The organism is Pseudolysinimonas sp., from assembly GCF_044239695.1.
Taxonomy (GTDB): domain Bacteria; phylum Actinomycetota; class Actinomycetes; order Actinomycetales; family Microbacteriaceae; genus Pseudolysinimonas_A.
Window position 1 is genome coordinate 42,770 of the sequence record NZ_JBIIAW010000005.1, and the last position, 15,028, is coordinate 57,797.

Here is a 15,028-nt window from a genome sequence, read left to right on the forward strand (position 1 = left end):
AGGCTAACGATCGTGGCACGCCGAGAGAACGACGACGAGCTGCGGATCGTGCTCCAGCGCGTCGCCCGGCGCATCCGCAGCAACCGGGCCGACGGCGACCTCGGCGACTCCCAGCTCTCGGTGCTGTTCCACGTCGAGATGCGGGGTCCGCTCACGCCGACCGAACTCGCCGCCCTCGAGCACATCACGCCGCCGTCGATGAACCGCACCGTCAACTGGCTCGAAGAAGCCGGCTTCGCCGTGCGCGAGCGCGCGACCGACGACGCCCGCAAGGTGCGCGTCACCCTGACCCCCGCCGGCCAGGCACTGCTCGCCGAGACGCGGCGGCTGCGCTCGGCCTGGTTCTCCGACGAACTCGCCGCCCTCACCGCCGACGAGCGCGCGGCGCTGGAGACCGCCCTGCCTGCTCTGCGAAAACTCGCCGGCGCATGAGCGCGATGTTCCGCGCCCTCGGCGTGCGCAACTACCGACTGTGGTTCGCCGGCACCCTCGTCTCGAGCGTCGGACTGTGGATGCAGCGCATCGCGCAGGACTGGCTCGTTCTGACCGAGCTCACCGACGACGACGCGAGCGCCGTCGGGCTGACGATGGCCCTCAACTTCGGGCCCCAACTGCTGCTCGCCCCGTTCGCGGGCGTGATCACCGACCGGGTCAGCCGTCGGGCGCTGCTCGTCGTCACGCAGATCGCGATGGCGGTGCTCGCGGTCGGCCTCGGCGTGCTCACCGTCACCGGGGTCGTCGAACTCTGGATGGTGTTCGGCTTCGCCCTCGCCCTCGGCATCGCGTCGGCCTTCGACGCCCCCGCGCGGCAGGCCTTCGTCAGCGATCTCGTACCCGTCGACCGGCTCGGCAACGCCGTCGCCCTCGGTGCCACGGCCTTCAACAGCGCGCGGCTGATCGGCCCCGCGCTCGCCGGGCTGCTCGTGGCCGCGATCGGCACCGGGTGGGTGTTCTTCATCAACGCCGCCACCTACCTCGCGGTGATCCTCGTGCTCGGCCTGCTCCGCCGCGACGACTTCACGGAGCGACGGCGGTCGCCGCGCTCGGCGAGCGGATTCCGCGACGGCTTGCGCTATCTGCGCAAACGACCCGACATCCGTCTGGTTCTCGTCGTGGTGTTCCTCATCGGCATCTTCGGACTCAACTTCGCGCTCTTCCTGGCGACGATGGTGCGCATCGAATTCGAGGCGGGGCCGGAAGCCCTCGGCATCGTGTCGTCGATCATGGCGGTCGGGTCGGTGATCGGCGCACTGCTCTCCGCCCGCCGGGAACGCCCCCGCCTGCGCACCGTGACGATCGCGGGTGCCGGGCTGGCGCTCGGCCTGGTCGCCTGCGCCGCCGCGCCGAACCTCGTCACGTTCGCCGCCGCCGCCGTCGTCACCGGCTTCGCGTCGCTCACGATGCTCACCACGGCGAACGGCTACGTGCAGACGATGACCAGCCCCGCGTTCCGCGGCCGGGTGATGGCGGTCTACCTCGCGGTGCTCTTCGGCGGCACCCCGATCGGCGCGCCGCTGCTCGGCGCGATCGCCAACGTCGCCGGACCGCGCTGGGCCCTGCTGGTCGGCGCGGCCGGCTGCCTGCTCGCCGCGGTGATCGCTGCCGCCTTCTTCGTGCGCACCCGGCAGGTGCGCCTGCGATTCGTGCGGCGCGTCTGGCCGCTACGGGTGGAGTACGGCAACAGCTCGTTCGGCCGCGAGCTCGCGACCACCGAGATCGCGATCGTGGAGGCCGAGACCACGAAGGTCTAACGCGACCGGCGCGCGGGCGCCTGGTTGGATGGAGCCATGGCGGATGCGTGGGTTCCTGTGTCGACGGCCGTGCTGGAAAGCGGTTTCACCGGCGTCGCCGCCGTGCAGACCGCGCCCGAGGGGATCACGCCGCTGCGCCTGCATCCCGACCTCCTGCGCCGGTCACCCGACGGGCTCGCGCTCATGGCCGAGTTCACCAGCGGAGTGCGGCTTCGGCTCGTCACCGCGGCCGACCGACTGCGGCTGACCGCCGTCTTCACGCGGTACGTGATGGCACACCTCGACCACGCGGTCTCCCGCGCCGAAGTGCTCGCCGAGATCGACGGGGTCGTCGTCGACCGCGCCGTGGCCGACCCGACCGCCCTCGTCGCCGAACGCAAGGACGCCCCGCTCGAACGTGGCGCCGCGGTCGAGTCCATGCTCGAACTCACGCTCGGCTCCGCGTCGGAGCCCCGGGAGGTGGTGCTCTGGCTGCCGGCCGACGCCGGCGTGCGCATCCTCGCCCTCGAGGCGACCGCCGAGGTCGTCGCGGCTCCGACGCTCACCCTTCCCCGCTGGGTGCACCACGGATCGTCGATCAGCCACGGTGGGGATGCCGCCGACGCCCGCTCCACCTGGCCCGCGCAGGCGGCGCGCGCCCTCGGGCTCGCCGGCACCAACCTCGGCTTCGGCGGCAACGCGATGATCGACCCGCCTGTCGCGCGCGCGATCGCGCGCCTCGACGCCGACGTCATCACCCTGAGCTTCGGCATCAACATCGTCACCGGGGATGCGATGCGGCGCCGCGTCTTCGGGCCCGCGCTGCACGGCTTCCTCGACACGGTGCGCGACGCGCATCCCGAGGTGCCGATCGTCGTCATCTCGGCGATCTCCTGCCCCGGGTTCGAAGACCTCCCCGGGCCGCGGCGTCTCGACGAGAACGGACGACTCACCGGCACCTCACGACCGGGGGATGCCGGCGCCCTCTCGCTCTCGGCCACCCGGGACGCGATCGCCGAAGTGCTCGCCGCCCGCACCGACGACCCGCGGCTGTTCGGGATGGACGGGCGCGACCTGCTCGGCCCCGACGACGTGCACCACCTCTACGACGGCCTGCATCCCGACCCGGCGGGGTACGACCTCATGGCGCGCCGCTTCGTCGCCCTCGCGCGCGACCCCGGGCATCCCCTCGGCCGCGCGTTCCTCGCCGCCACCCCCGCGGGTTGAGTGCCGCGCGTCAGCGCGGTGTATCGAAACCCACCGCCGAGGAACCCGGGGGCGGTTTCGATACACCCGCGCTGCGCGCGGGCACTCAACCCGCGGGGGAAAGGACTCCGTCGATGCGGCGGGGGATGCGGAGGGGGTTGGCGTCGCGCAGGGCGGGGGGCAGGACCGCGTCGGGCGCATCCTGATAGACGATCGGACGCAGGAAGCGCCGCACCGCGGTCGCCCCGACGGAGGTGTGCTGGGAGGTCGTCGCCGGCCACGGCCCGCCGTGGTGCTGCGACCAGGTGACCGCGACCCCCGTCGGCCAGCCGGCGAACAGCACCCGTCCGGCGATCGCCTCGAGCCGCGGCAGCAGGTCGTCGACCGGCTCGTCGGGGGCGGCGTGGAGGGTCGCGGTGAGGCTGCCCTCGAGCTCGTCGAGCGCGTCGGCGAGCTCGGCGCGCGAGGCGTAGCGCACGAGCAGCGCGAACGGCCCGAAGACCTCGGCGAGCAGCTCGTCGGCATGGGCGCGGAGGGTCGCGACATCGGTGACCGCGACGGCCGGCCCACCCGTCGAGCCCGCCACGAGGGAGACACCGGGCACCGACTCGACCCGCTCGCTGCCCGACTGGAATCCGTCGGCGATCGAGGGAGTGAGCATCCGCGGGGTGTCGGCGCCGACGAGCGGAGCGAGCGCCGCCTCGAGCGCGGAGCCCTCGGGCAGGAAGACGACGCCGGGTTTCGTGCAGAACTGGCCCGCGCCGAGTTGGAACGAGCCGGCGAACCCGGCCGCGAGCTCGGCACCCCGGGCGGCGTCGGCCTCCGCGGTGACGACGACGGGGTTGATGCTGCCGAGTTCACCGAAGAACGGGATCGGCGCGGGGCGCGCCGCCGCGCGGTCGTGCAGGGCGCGACCCCCGCCGAGCGACCCGGTGAACGCGACGGCCGTGATCGCGGGATGGTCGACGAGCTCCAGCCCGGCCTCGAACCCGTCCACGAGGGCGAAGGCCCCGGCGGGCGCTCCGGCGGCGGCGAGCGCCTCCGTGACCAGATCCGCCGTGCGCCGCGACAGCCGAGGATGCCCCGGATGCGCCTTGACGATCACCGGACACCCGACGGCGAGCGCGGAGGCGGTGTCGCCCCCCGCCACCGAGAACGCGAACGGGAAGTTGGAGGCCGAGAAGACCGCGACCGGCCCGGTCGGCCGGAGCATGCGCCGCAGGTCGGGGCGCGGCGGGGTGGCGTCGGGCACGGCGTGGTCGATCGTCGCCTCGAGGTAGGAGCCCTCGGTGACGACGGCCGCGAACATCCTCAACTGTCCCGTGGTGCGGGCGACCTCGCCGCGCAGGCGGGTCTCGCCGAGCCCGGTCTCCTCGTCGGCGATCGCCACGAGTTCGTCGGCGGCGGCGTCGAGGCGGTCGGCGATCGCGGTGAGCCAGCCGGCGCGCGCGGCGTCGCTCGCGGAGCGGGTGGCCTCGAAAGCCCGGGCCGCGGAGGTGGCGGCGGTGTCGACGTCGGTCATGAGGGGTCTCCTTCGGTGAATTGCAGCCCGAGCCCGAGCGCCGGTCCTCCCGAGGCCCAGCCGTCCTCGACGACGACGCCCGACGGCGCCACGAGCACCCCGAGGTCGCCGAAGCCGGCCTCCTCGACGTCTTCGACCCAGGTGCGTTCGGGTAGCGCGAACGCGAGCTGGGCCGACAGTTCGGGCAGCAGGTGCGGCGCCAGCTCGACGCCGCGCTCGCGCGCGAGGTCGGCGATCGTCAGGAACGGGGTGATGCCGCCCACGCGGACGACGTTCGGTTGCACGACGTCGACCACCCCGGCATCCAGGAAGTCGCGGAAGCGGTGGAGGGTGTGCACGTTCTCGCCGAGCGCGATCGGGACGCCGGTGCGCTGCCGCAACTCGCGGTGGGCGGCGAGGTCGTCGGCGCGGAGCGGCTCCTCGATCCAGAGCGGATCGACGGGCGCGAAGAGTTCGAGCGCGGTCGCCGCCCGGTCGACGTCCCAGCGCTGGTTGGCGTCGATCATCAGGCCGCGGTCGCCGAGCACCGCGCGCACCGCCTGAAGCCGGTCGAGGTCCTCGAGCGGGTCGGGCTTGCCGACCTTGATCTTCACGGCCGAGAACCCGGCGTCGACCCAGCGCCGCACCTGCGCGACGAGGTCGTCGAGCGGGTAGTGCAGATTCACCCCCGAGCCGTAGGCCGGCTGGCGATCGTGCCGCCGACCGAGAAGCTCCGGGATGCCGACCCCCGCCCGCCGCGCGCGCAGATCCCAGAGCGCGAGGTCGATCCCGGCGAGCGCGATCGTCGTGACGCCGCCCCCGCCCGCCTCGTGCACGTGCTCCCAGAGGCCCGGCCAGATCGCGGGGTCCGCGGGACGGCCGAGGGCGGCGGGAGCGAGGTGGTCGTCGAGCATCGCCTGCACCGCGCGGGCGCCGATCGACGGCGTCCACGAGAACCCGTGCCCGACGCCGCCGTCCGAGTCGTGCACGTCGACGGCGACGACGTGGATCTCCGTGACGTCGGGCCCCCACGGGCGGGTGAGCGGGATGCGGCGCAGCCGGGTGTCGACCCGGACGAGGGTGCTCACGAGGCGGCGAGGTCGTGCCCGATCGCGAGCAGTTCGCGCAGCCGCGCGGTCTGCCGCTCGTCGGGATCCGCGAGCGGCGGACGCACGGGACCGACCTCGCGTCCGGCGAGGCGCAGCCCGGCCTTGATGAGCGCGACCGCGAATCCCGGGGTCTCGTCGCGCAGCCGCACGAGCGGCGCGTAGAACCCGTCGAGCAGCCGTCGCTGGGCGGTCAGGTCGTCGGCGACGTACGCGCGGTAGAACGCGTTCGCGATCTGCGGGGCCATCGCGAACACCGCCGAGGAGTAGAGGGGGACCCCGATCGCGCGGTACGCCGCCTGGCTCAGCTCCGCGGTGAGCAGCCCGTTGAAGAACAGCAGGTCGCCGCGTCCCGCCCGCTCGGCCTCGAGCACGAACGCCTGCGCGAGCGCGACATCCCCGACACCGTCCTTGATGCCGACGACCTGCGGGTTCGCGATGAGCTTCGCGGCCGTGGGCACGCTCAGGCTCGCGGAGCCGCGGTGGTAGACGACCACGGGCAGCGACGTGGCGGCGAGCACGGCCTCGACATAGGCGACGAGGCCGTGCTGCGGCCCGGCGACGAGGTACGGCGGCATGAGCAGGATGCCGTCGGCCCCGAGCCGCTCGGCGGTGCGCACGCAGGCGAGCGCGTGTCCGAGGGCGCCTCCGGCGCCGGCGACGACCGGGACGCGTCCCGCCGTGCCGGCGATGCCGGCGGCGAGCGCGACCTCGTACTCGTCGATCCCGAGCGCGTGGAACTCCCCCGTGCCGCAGACGGCGAACACGCCGCCCGGGCCGGCGTCGACGCCCGCGCTCACGTGGGCGGCGGTGACGACCGGGTCGACCGCGCCCTCGGCACCGAAAGCGGTGACCGGGAAGAACAGCACGCCGTCGGCGAAGGTCAGGCTCGGCACGTTCGACGACTCAGGCATTCTCGACCATCCTGTTCAGCTCGGTGCGCCAGGTGCGCGTCGCCCGCCAGCCGAGAAGCTGCTCGGCGAGAGCACTCGAGAACACCGCCGACTCCGCGTCGAGCGCCCGGGCGGCGTCGGCCGCCGCGGGGACGAACTCGGCGAGGGCGGGCCCGACGGGGCCGCGCACGAGCGAATCGGGGGCGCCGACGAAGAACACCCCGCCGTTGGGCAGCTCGGCCGCGCGCTCGAACCAGCGCAGCACGAAGTCGCCGACATCCCGGGCATCGACGTAGTTGAACAACGCCACCGCGGAGAGCGCCGGGTGGTCCAGCCGCTCGAGGATGGTGTGCCCCTGCTGGGTCGGCGCGCCGGCCCATTCCTCGGGCGCGATGACGTAGCACGGGCGGAACGATCCGATCCGCGGGCCGGAGGGGTCGCGGCGGGCGAACATCGCCCCGAGCTGCTCGACGGCGACCTTCGAGGCGGCGTAGCCGTTCCACGGCGCGACCGGGTGCTTCTCGTCGAGCGGCAGATAGTCGGGCCGCCACCCCGACGGAGCGCCGTAGCCCATCACCGTCGGGCTCGACGCGAGCAGCACGCCGCCGACCGCGGAGGCTGCCGCGGCCTCGAGCACCGCGAAGGCGAGGCCGGTGTTGATCGCGAACGTCTCGGCATCGGGCAGCAGTCCCGGATACGGGATGGCGGCGAGGTGCACGATGCCGTCGGGTCGGTGCTCGGCGACGAGAGCCGCGGCGACCCCGTCGGCGGCGAGGTCGGCGACGACCTGCTGCGCGGGGAGCCCGTCGACGGTGGCGACATCCACCGACGTCACCTCATGACCGGCGGCCGCGAGCACGGCGACGACGCTGCGGCCGAGCCGCCCGGCACCCCCGGTGACGAGGTACTTCACGACCGCTCCTCCAGCTCGGCCAGGGCGGGCCCGAGGTCGAGATCGCGCGGCCGCACGGCCTGCCCGGTCTCGAGCGAGCGGTTGCCGGAGAGACCGACGACGACCGAGCGGATGCCGTCGGTCCAGGTCGCGGCGCGGCCGAGCGGATCGCCGGTCGGGCCGGCGAACACCTCGGCGAGCAGCAGCGAGTCGCCGCCCCCGTGGCCGCCGTCGCCGACGGGGATCTCCACCTCGACCGCGGAGCCGAAGTGCTTCTGCAGCACGAGGCGCTCGCCCACGGGGCGGGTGTCCTCGGCGATCACGTCGTCGGGTCGGGCCGACGGGTCGACGACCGCGTGGCCGTCGGCATCCAGCAGCACGGCGCCGCGCTCGACGACGGTGAGTTCCGCGCGGCCCTTCGTGCCGTTCACCGCGACCGTGTAGCCCTCCCACGGCGCGTGCGCGTTGAGCGAGTACGACATCGTCGCTCCGGCGGCGTAGTCGACGACGAGCGACAGGTTGTCTTCGATCGTGATGCCCGGATCGAAGACGTCGCGATCGCGGAGGTAGCCGTCGTGCGACTCCTGCTCGTAGTAGAGGCCGCGCAGCAGCTCGTCACGGCGCAGGTCGAGGCTGAACCCGTCGCGCAGCGGCGAGTCGGTCGTGCCGCGCTCGGGCCGTTCCCCGAGTCCGCGCTCCGCGGCGGCCTGGGCGCCGTAGAACCGGAGGCCGCCGCTGGCGAACACCCGGGTCGGGAGCGAGTCGAGCCACCAGTTCACGAGATCGAAGTGGTGCGTCGACTTGTGCACGAGCAGCCCGCCGGAGTTCGCCTTGTCGCGGTGCCAGCGACGGAAGTAGTCGGCGCCGTGCGCGGTGTCGAGCACCCACTCGAAGTGCACCGAGGTCGGCGTGCCGATCTCGCCCGACGCGATGAGCTGCTTGAGCGCGGTGTTGCGCGGCGCGTAGCGGTAGTTGAACGTGACCGTCACCGAACGGCCCGTGCGGGCCACCGCCTCGGCGATCGCGCGCACCCCCTCGTCATTCGTCGTGAGCGGCTTCTCGACCACCACGTCCGCCCCCGCGTCGAGTGCGGCGACGAGGTACTCCGCGTGGGTGAAGTCGGGCGAGGTCACGATCACCCGGTCGATCGCCTGCTCGCGCACCACATCGGCGAGCCGCGCGGCGTCGAACCGCACCGGGTCGCCGAGGGCGGGGACGCGGGCCAGCGACCAGTCGAGGCGGCCGGGATTCGGGTCCGACCAGGCGACCAGTTCGGCGACGTCGGCGTGGTCGCCGGCGATCGCGTCGAGGTACATCTGGGCACGGGAGCCCACGCCGACGAGGGCGTAGCGGTGGCGGGTCATGGGAGTCCGACTACTTGATCCCGGTGGTTGCGATGCCCTTGATGAGGTAGCGCTGACCGACCAGGAAGACGATGAACAGAGGGATGAGCGAGACGACCGACATCGCGAACATCGACCCGAAGTCGGAGCTCGACTGCACGTCGAGGAACCCCTTGAGGGCGACGGATGCCGGGAACGTCTCCGGAATGCGGAGGTAGATGAGCGGGCCGAAGAAGTCCGACCACGTCCAGATGAAGGTGAAGATCGCGGTCGTCGCGAGTGCGGGCACCATCAGCGGCAGCGTGATCTGCACGAAGCTGCGGAAGTGGCCGGCGCCGTCGATCCGCGCCGCCTCGAAGATCTCCTTCGGGATGCCGCGGATGAACTGCACCATGAGGAAGACGAAGAAGGCGTCGGTCGCGAGGAACTTCGGCACGATCAGCGGCAGGAAGGTGTTGAGCCAGCCCAGCTCCTTGAAGATCGTGAACTGCGGCACGAGCACCACCTGGAACGGCAGCATGATCGTCATCAGCATGACCGCGAACAGGATCGGCTTGCCGGTGAACTTCAGCCGTGCGAACGCATAGGCCGCGAGCGAGCACGAGATCAGGTTGCCGAGGATCGCGCCGATGGCGATGATGCTCGAGTTCGCCAGGAACGCGCCGAACGGCAACTGGAGGTCGTTCCAGCCGTTGACGTAGTTCTCGATCGTCAGGTCGGTCGTGAACAGGCTGAGGTCGCGGAAGATCTGATCGTTCGGCTTGAAACTCGACACGACGAGCCACAGCAGCGGATAGATCATCACGACCGAGAGCAGGATGAGGCCCGCGTGCTTGGCGATCGAGGATCCGATGCGGCGGCGCCGGTACGACGCGCTGGAGCGCGCGGTCGGGCGGGTCGCGAGGGGCGGGAGCGCGGTTTCAGTCGTCATAGAACACCCAGAACTTCGAGAGCCAGAAGTTGAACGCCGTGAAGGCGGCGATCACGATCAGCAGGAACCAGGCCATCGCCGAGGCGTAACCCATGTCGTACTGGAGGAAGCCGGTCCGGTAGAGGAACAGCGTGTAGAACATCGTCGAGTCCGCCGGCCCGCCGGTTCCGCCGGAGACGACGTAGGCCTGCGTGAAGGTCTGGAACGCGAAGATGATCTGGAGCACCAGGTTGAAGAAGATGATCGGCGTCAGCAGCGGCAGCGTGATGTTGACGAAGCGGCGGATGCGCCCCGCGCCGTCCATCGCCGCCGCCTCGTAGAACATCTCCGGCACCTGCCGGAGCCCGGCGAGGAAGATCACCATCGGCGACCCGAAGGTCCAGACGTGCAGGATGATGATCGTCCCGAGCGCGTAGTCCGGATGCCCGATCCAGCCGGGGCCGTCGATGCCGAAGATGGCGAGGAAGCCGTTGAAGATGCCGTCCTTGCCGAAGACCTGGCGCCAGAGGATGGCGATCGCGACCGAGCCGCCGAGCAGGCTCGGCAGGTAGAAGATCGAACGGTAGAGCGGCAGACCGCGCATGCCCTTGTCCAGCAGCAGGGCGAGACCGAGGGCCACGGCGAGCTGGAGCGGAACCGAGACGATGACGTAGGTCACGGTCACCCGGAACGCGTTCCAGAACGACGGGTCCTGCAGCATGAAGGCGTAGTTGTCGAGACCGACGAACGGCGGCGGGTCGTCGATCGGCGACTTCAGCAGGTTGTAGTCGGTGAACGACAGGTACAGCGACGCCAGCATCGGGCCGATGGTGAAGGTCGCGATGCCCAGGATCCACGGAGCCAGGAACAGGTAGGCGGCCTTGTTGTCGGGTGTCTTCTCTTTGAGCTTGGGGCCGCGTCCACGTCGCCCGAGGGCGAGCGACCGCAGTTCACCGAGACTGCTCACGTCAACCTCCTCGTCGGCGTACGGAATGTTCGAGAAAGCGGTTTCTCGAACGTCGAACGATTATGACCCGCGAGACCGGGATCGTCAAACGCGGCCCGCGCCCCCACTATCCTGGGCCTTCAGCGTCGACGGAAGGGGCTCGGGTGGCACGCCGATCCGACACGGCGACGATCGCCGAGGTCGCCGAGCACGCGGGGGTCTCCCCGGCGACCGTCTCGCGGGTGTTCAACAACCGGTTCGTGGGCGATCCCGCGGTCGCGGATCGCGTCCGCGCGTCGGCGGTCGCCCTGGCCTACACGCCCAACCACCACGCCCGCAGTCTCGCGCTCGGACGCACCCGCGCGATCGCGTTCGTCGTGCCCGATCTCGCGAACCCGGCCTTTCAGGCGATCCTCTCGAGCCTCAGCAAGTCGGCGGCCCGCGACGGCTATCGCGTGCTCGTCGCCGACTCGGTCGAGTCGCCCGACGACGAGCCCCTCCTCGTCGACGAGGTGCGGCGCCGCTGCGACGCCGTCGTGCTCTGCGCCCCCCGCATGCCCGACGACGAGCTCATCGTGCACGCCGCCGGCATCCGCCCGCTCGTGCTGATCAACCGGGCCATGCCGCAGATCGACGTCCCGTCGCTGTCGGTCGACTACCAGTCGGGCGTGCGCAATCTCGCGGAGCACCTGCACGACCTCGGCCACCGTCACCTGATCTACCTCGGCGGTCCGGAGCGGAGCGTCTCGAACCGCTACCGGCTGCGCGCCCTCGACGAGTTCGAGCGCTCGACTCCGGGCGTGACGATCGATCGCATCCCCGGCGGCTTCACGAGCGAGGACGGCGTCGCGGCCGCGGAACGCGTGCGCGACTCGGGGGCGACGGCGGCGCTGGCCTACAACGACCTGGTCGCGATCGGGCTGATGAACGGCCTGCTCGAACTCGGCGTCCGCGTGCCGGACGACGTCTCGGTCGCCGGCTTCGACGACATCCCGTTCGCCCGCTACACGACGCCGACCCTCACGACGGCGTCCGTTCCGCACACCGAACTCGGCGCCGAAGCCTGGCAGCGGATGCGCGCGCTGCTCGACGGCGAGGAGCCCGACGCGGATGTCGTCTTCCAGCCGCGGCTCGAGCTGCGGGCCTCCACCGCGGCCCCGCGAGCCTGAGCGTGCCGCGATTGACAGTCGCGGAACTCGCTGCTACTTTCCGTGAAAGCGGTTTCACGACGAGGTCCCGCACGCGTCGGACACCGAACCCACATCCCCGGTGGCCCGCCACCACGAGAGAAACAAGAGGCGCAATGACGCGTACAGCACGCTCCACGGCCGCCAAGGCGGCGTTCGGAGCCGCCCTGGCGGGGACGATCGTCCTGGCCGGATGCACCAGCCAGACCGACGCCCCCAGCGGCCCCACGTTCGACCCCGACGAGGAGATCACCCTCGAGATGTCGTGGTGGGGTGACGACAACCGTGCCGCGCTCTTCGACGAGGTGATCACCGCCTTCGAGGCCGAGTACCCCAACGTCTCGGTGACCCAGACCCCCGTCGGCAGCCCCGACGACCTCTTCAACCGCCTCGCGACCGACTTCGGCGGCGGCGGCACGACCGCGCCCGACCTGTTCGCGCTCGGCGGCGCGAAGCCGCAGGAGTACGGCTCGGCCGGCGCGCTCTACGACCTCTCCGAGGTCGAGGAGTACGCGCACGTCGCCGACTACCCGGAGTTCTCCCTCACCAGCGCGACCGTCGACGGGACCGTGTACGGCCTGCCCACCGGCGGCAACGCGACCGCGGCCTTCGTGAACGTCGACATCCTCGAGCAGGCGGGCGTCGACATCCCGGAGAACGGCTGGACGTGGGACGACCTCGTCGAGATCGCCGGCGAGGTCGGCTCGGCCGGCCTGACGAACGCGCAGGGTCAGCCGGTCTACGGCATCGACATGCGCTCGGCCGACATCATCGGCACCTTCGCGGCGCAGGAGACCGAGTTCGGCCTCTACACGCCCGAGGGCGAGCTCGGCGTCGACGCCGACACGATCGCGAAGTTCTACGAGATCGAGCTCGAGCTGCAGGAAGCCGGCGCCCTGCCCGACCCGACGGTCATCACCGCCGGCGTCGCGCTGCCGCCGGACCAGCAGCTCTACACGCTCGGCCAGGCGGCGATCACGTTCGGCTACAGCAACCTGATCGGCACCTACTCGGGAGGCGGGGAGACCCTCATCCTGACCCCGCCGTCGGACACCGACAAGACCGGTGTCGCGCTGCTGCCGTCGGCCTTCTGGGCGATCAACGCGGCGTCGGAGCACCCGGCCGCAGCGGCGCTGCTGATGGACTGGTTCCTCACCGAGCCGTCCGCACTCGAGCTCATCAAGGACACCCGCGGCGTGCCGTTCAACCCGGCCTCGGCCGAGGTCGTCGCCCCGCTCCTCGAGGGCCCGAGCGCCACCGCTGCCGAGTACGTGCAGTCGGTGCTCGACTCCGGTGAGGTCGCCCCGCCGCAGCCGAACGGCGGCGCCAACATGAACCAGTACACGCAAAACGGCGAGGCCGAGGTGCTCTTCGGTCGCCTCTCGCCGCAGGAAGCCGCTCAGGCGTGGGTCGACAGCCTGTCGTCCGACCTCGAGCGCGGCTAGTTCCGCACTGACGGGTGGGGCGGTTCCCTCGGGAGCCGCCCCACTTCTTCGTTTGACGCAAGGATGATTCCGTGACCGTTCTCGACGATGCGCTGGCCCGGCTCCGGGGCCGCGACCTCGCCGCTCCCGACGGCCCGCTCCGCGACGGGCTCGTCGATGAGGGCGTCGGCTTCGCGGCGCTCGGCGGACCCCTCGAGGCGCGCTGGGATCAGGCCCTCGTCGAACTCGACTCGTGCATCCGCCCGCTCGCCTCCGGCGACGGCGCCCCCGTGCTCACCGAAGGTCCGGCCTACCCCGGCACCTGGATCGAGAGCACCGGCTCGATCAGCACCGAGGTGCTCACCCGCTTCGCCCCGAGGGTCGCCCGCGCGACGAGCGAGCAGTTCGCGACGTCGCAGCGCGACGACGGGCTCATCCCGTACAAGGTCGTCGACGACGGGCCGGGCTTTTTCCAGATCCAGATCGTGACGCCGTTCGCGCGCACCGTCTGGAACCACTACCTCGCCACCGGCCGCGACCGGCACTACCTGCGGCGGATGTTCGACGCGATGGCCCGCATGGATGCCTGGCTCGCCGAGTTCCGGGACACCCGCGGCACCGGCGGGGTGGAGGCGTTCGGCACCTTCGACACCGGGCACGACATGTCGCCGCGCTTCTGGTTCGTGCCCGACCGGCCGCTCGGGGACGCCACCCGCGTCGACCCGACGAACCCGCTGGTGCCGTTCGTCGCCCCCGACCTCACCGCGAACGTCGCCGCGCAGCGCGGCTACCTCGCCCTCATCGCCGCCGAACTCGGCCTCGACGGCGCCCCGTGGCGCGCGGCCGCGGCGGCCTCCGCGGAGTCCCTCTTCGCCCAGTGCTTCGACGAGACCGACGGCATCTTCTACGACCGCGACGCGACCGGGGAGCTGCGCCGCGTGCAGTCCGACGTGCTGCTGCGGGTACTCGAGTGCGAGATCGGCGACGACGCGTTCTTCGCCGCCGCGCTCGAGCGCTACCTGATGCACACCGGCAAGTTCCTCGCCCACTACGGATTCACCTCCCTCGCCCTCGACGACCCGCGATTCGACGCCGACGCCGGTCGCAACTCGTGGGGCGGCCCGGTCAACTTCCTCTCGCTGATCCGGTCGCCGCATCCGTTCGAGCACCACGGCCGGGTCGCCGAGCTCGCGCTCACGGCCGCCCCCGTGCTCGCCGCCGTCGCCCTCGCCGACCGGTTCCCGCAGTGCCTCGACCCGTGGAGCGGAGCGCCCGGGTTCACCGACCACTACTCGCCGTCGATCCTCTGGTTCCTCGACGCGATCGAGCGGCACGCCGGCATCCTGCCCCGCCCCGACGGGCAGCTCTGGTTCAGCGGGATGCCGCCCACCCGGCTCGAGCACGGCGCCTCGGCGTCTGCGGTGGCGTACGCGCGGGTGGTCGACGGGGTGCGGTTCGAGCTCGCCGCCGACGACGCGCGCGTCGTGGTGTTCCGCGCCGGGTCGCTGCTGGCGGAGTTCCCCCGCGGCTGGCGGCTCGTCACCGACCGCGCCGGGATGCCGACCGCCGTCGTCGGTCTCGCCGCCGCTGCGGTGTCGGGGGTGCTCGCCCTCGGGGACACCTCGCGGGAGCTGACCCTGGCTCCCAACGACGTCGTCGACCTCGCCACGGGCGCACGCACCTCTCCCGGCTTCACCCCGCCCCGCGCCTGAGTCCCGTCGCGCCCCTTCGCGGGTTGAGTGCCGACCGCGCCCGCGGGCGGTGTATCGAAACCCACTATCCGGGTTACTCGGAGGCGGGTTTCGATACACCGGGCTACGCCCGGCACTCAACCCGCGGTGATGAGGGTGAGCCCGTTCTCCGTCTCCTCGAGGGGGAGGAATCGGGCCC

Annotated in this window: 13 protein-coding genes; 6 read left to right on the forward strand and 7 right to left on the reverse strand. The window is 71.9% G+C overall.

The window, feature by feature from the left end; genetic code table 11:
- The first annotated feature begins 12 nt into the window (after positions 1–12).
- The 3 genes from ACILQS_RS01780 to ACILQS_RS01790 are packed head-to-tail and all read left to right on the forward strand — an operon-like array spanning position 13 to position 2,957.
- A complete protein-coding gene (locus ACILQS_RS01780) occupies positions 13–432 on the forward strand; it encodes a MarR family winged helix-turn-helix transcriptional regulator (RefSeq protein WP_395638381.1) in 420 nt (139 codons plus the stop codon).
- Positions 429–1,751, forward strand: a complete 1,323-nt coding sequence (locus tag ACILQS_RS01785; RefSeq protein ID WP_395638382.1) for an MFS transporter — start codon at positions 429–431, stop codon at positions 1,749–1,751. Before ACILQS_RS01780 ends, ACILQS_RS01785 begins: the two co-directional genes overlap by 4 nt.
- A 36-nt stretch (positions 1,752–1,787) precedes the next feature.
- Positions 1,788–2,957, forward strand: a complete 1,170-nt coding sequence (locus tag ACILQS_RS01790) for a GDSL-type esterase/lipase family protein (protein WP_395638383.1) — start codon at positions 1,788–1,790, stop codon at positions 2,955–2,957.
- A gap of 85 nt (positions 2,958–3,042) precedes the next feature.
- Here ACILQS_RS01790 and ACILQS_RS01795 read toward each other — a convergent pair whose 3' ends face one another.
- From ACILQS_RS01795 to ACILQS_RS01825, 7 genes are read right to left on the reverse strand one after another with little or no spacing between them, the layout of a single operon-like run.
- Entirely contained in the window at positions 3,043–4,458 is a 1,416-nt protein-coding gene (locus ACILQS_RS01795; RefSeq protein ID WP_395638384.1) for an aldehyde dehydrogenase (NADP(+)), read from the reverse strand.
- Positions 4,455–5,525, reverse strand: coding sequence for a mandelate racemase/muconate lactonizing enzyme family protein (locus ACILQS_RS01800; protein WP_395638385.1), 1,071 nt, complete (start codon positions 5,523–5,525; stop codon positions 4,455–4,457). Before ACILQS_RS01800 ends, ACILQS_RS01795 begins: the two co-directional genes overlap by 4 nt.
- Positions 5,522–6,457: a 5-dehydro-4-deoxyglucarate dehydratase gene (locus ACILQS_RS01805; protein WP_395638386.1), complete on the reverse strand. Its 936-nt coding sequence runs from the start codon at positions 6,455–6,457 to the stop codon at positions 5,522–5,524. Before ACILQS_RS01805 ends, ACILQS_RS01800 begins: the two co-directional genes overlap by 4 nt.
- The gene (locus ACILQS_RS01810; RefSeq protein ID WP_395638387.1) at positions 6,450–7,349 is read right to left on the reverse strand and encodes an NAD-dependent epimerase/dehydratase family protein; all 900 of its coding nucleotides are present in this window, start codon (positions 7,347–7,349) and stop codon (positions 6,450–6,452) included. Before ACILQS_RS01810 ends, ACILQS_RS01805 begins: the two co-directional genes overlap by 8 nt.
- Positions 7,346–8,692 carry a Gfo/Idh/MocA family protein gene (locus tag ACILQS_RS01815; protein ID WP_395638388.1) on the reverse strand — a complete coding sequence of 449 codons (1,347 nt, stop codon included), beginning with the start codon at positions 8,690–8,692 and terminating at the stop codon, positions 7,346–7,348. Before ACILQS_RS01815 ends, ACILQS_RS01810 begins: the two co-directional genes overlap by 4 nt.
- Positions 8,693–8,702: 10 nt before the next feature.
- A complete protein-coding gene (locus ACILQS_RS01820; protein WP_395638389.1) occupies positions 8,703–9,602 on the reverse strand; it encodes a carbohydrate ABC transporter permease in 900 nt (299 codons plus the stop codon).
- A complete protein-coding gene (locus ACILQS_RS01825) occupies positions 9,592–10,548 on the reverse strand; it encodes a carbohydrate ABC transporter permease (protein WP_395638390.1) in 957 nt (318 codons plus the stop codon). Before ACILQS_RS01825 ends, ACILQS_RS01820 begins: the two co-directional genes overlap by 11 nt.
- 143 nt (positions 10,549–10,691) lie before the next feature.
- Between ACILQS_RS01825 and ACILQS_RS01830 the strand changes: the two genes are divergently transcribed.
- From ACILQS_RS01830 to ACILQS_RS01840, 3 genes are all read left to right on the forward strand, one after another.
- Positions 10,692–11,696 (forward strand): LacI family DNA-binding transcriptional regulator, encoded by a 1,005-nt coding sequence (locus ACILQS_RS01830; RefSeq protein ID WP_395638391.1) that lies wholly within the window; start codon positions 10,692–10,694, stop codon positions 11,694–11,696.
- 134 nt (positions 11,697–11,830) lie between these two features.
- A complete protein-coding gene (locus tag ACILQS_RS01835; protein WP_395638392.1) occupies positions 11,831–13,159 on the forward strand; it encodes an ABC transporter substrate-binding protein in 1,329 nt (442 codons plus the stop codon).
- Positions 13,160–13,230: 71 nt separating this feature from the next.
- Entirely contained in the window at positions 13,231–14,850 is a 1,620-nt protein-coding gene (locus ACILQS_RS01840; RefSeq protein ID WP_395638393.1) for an MGH1-like glycoside hydrolase domain-containing protein, read from the forward strand.
- Positions 14,851–15,028 lie beyond the last annotated feature (178 nt).

Bases quoted from the DNA above. Each gene is read 5' to 3' on its own strand.
- ACILQS_RS01795 (WP_395638384.1), bottom strand. From the start codon at position 4,458: ATGACCGACGTCGACACCGCCGCCACCTCCGCGGCCCGGGCTTTCGAG.
- ACILQS_RS01805 (WP_395638386.1), bottom strand. From the start codon at position 6,457: ATGCCTGAGTCGTCGAACGTGCCGAGCCTGACCTTCGCCGACGGCGTG.
- ACILQS_RS01815 (WP_395638388.1), bottom strand. From the start codon at position 8,692: ATGACCCGCCACCGCTACGCCCTCGTCGGCGTGGGCTCCCGTGCCCAG.
- ACILQS_RS01835 (WP_395638392.1), top strand. From the start codon at position 11,831: ATGACGCGTACAGCACGCTCCACGGCCGCCAAGGCGGCGTTCGGAGCC.
- ACILQS_RS01820 (WP_395638389.1), bottom strand. From the start codon at position 9,602: ATGACGACTGAAACCGCGCTCCCGCCCCTCGCGACCCGCCCGACCGCG.
- ACILQS_RS01785 (WP_395638382.1), top strand. From the start codon at position 429: ATGAGCGCGATGTTCCGCGCCCTCGGCGTGCGCAACTACCGACTGTGG.
- ACILQS_RS01790 (WP_395638383.1), top strand. From the start codon at position 1,788: ATGGCGGATGCGTGGGTTCCTGTGTCGACGGCCGTGCTGGAAAGCGGT.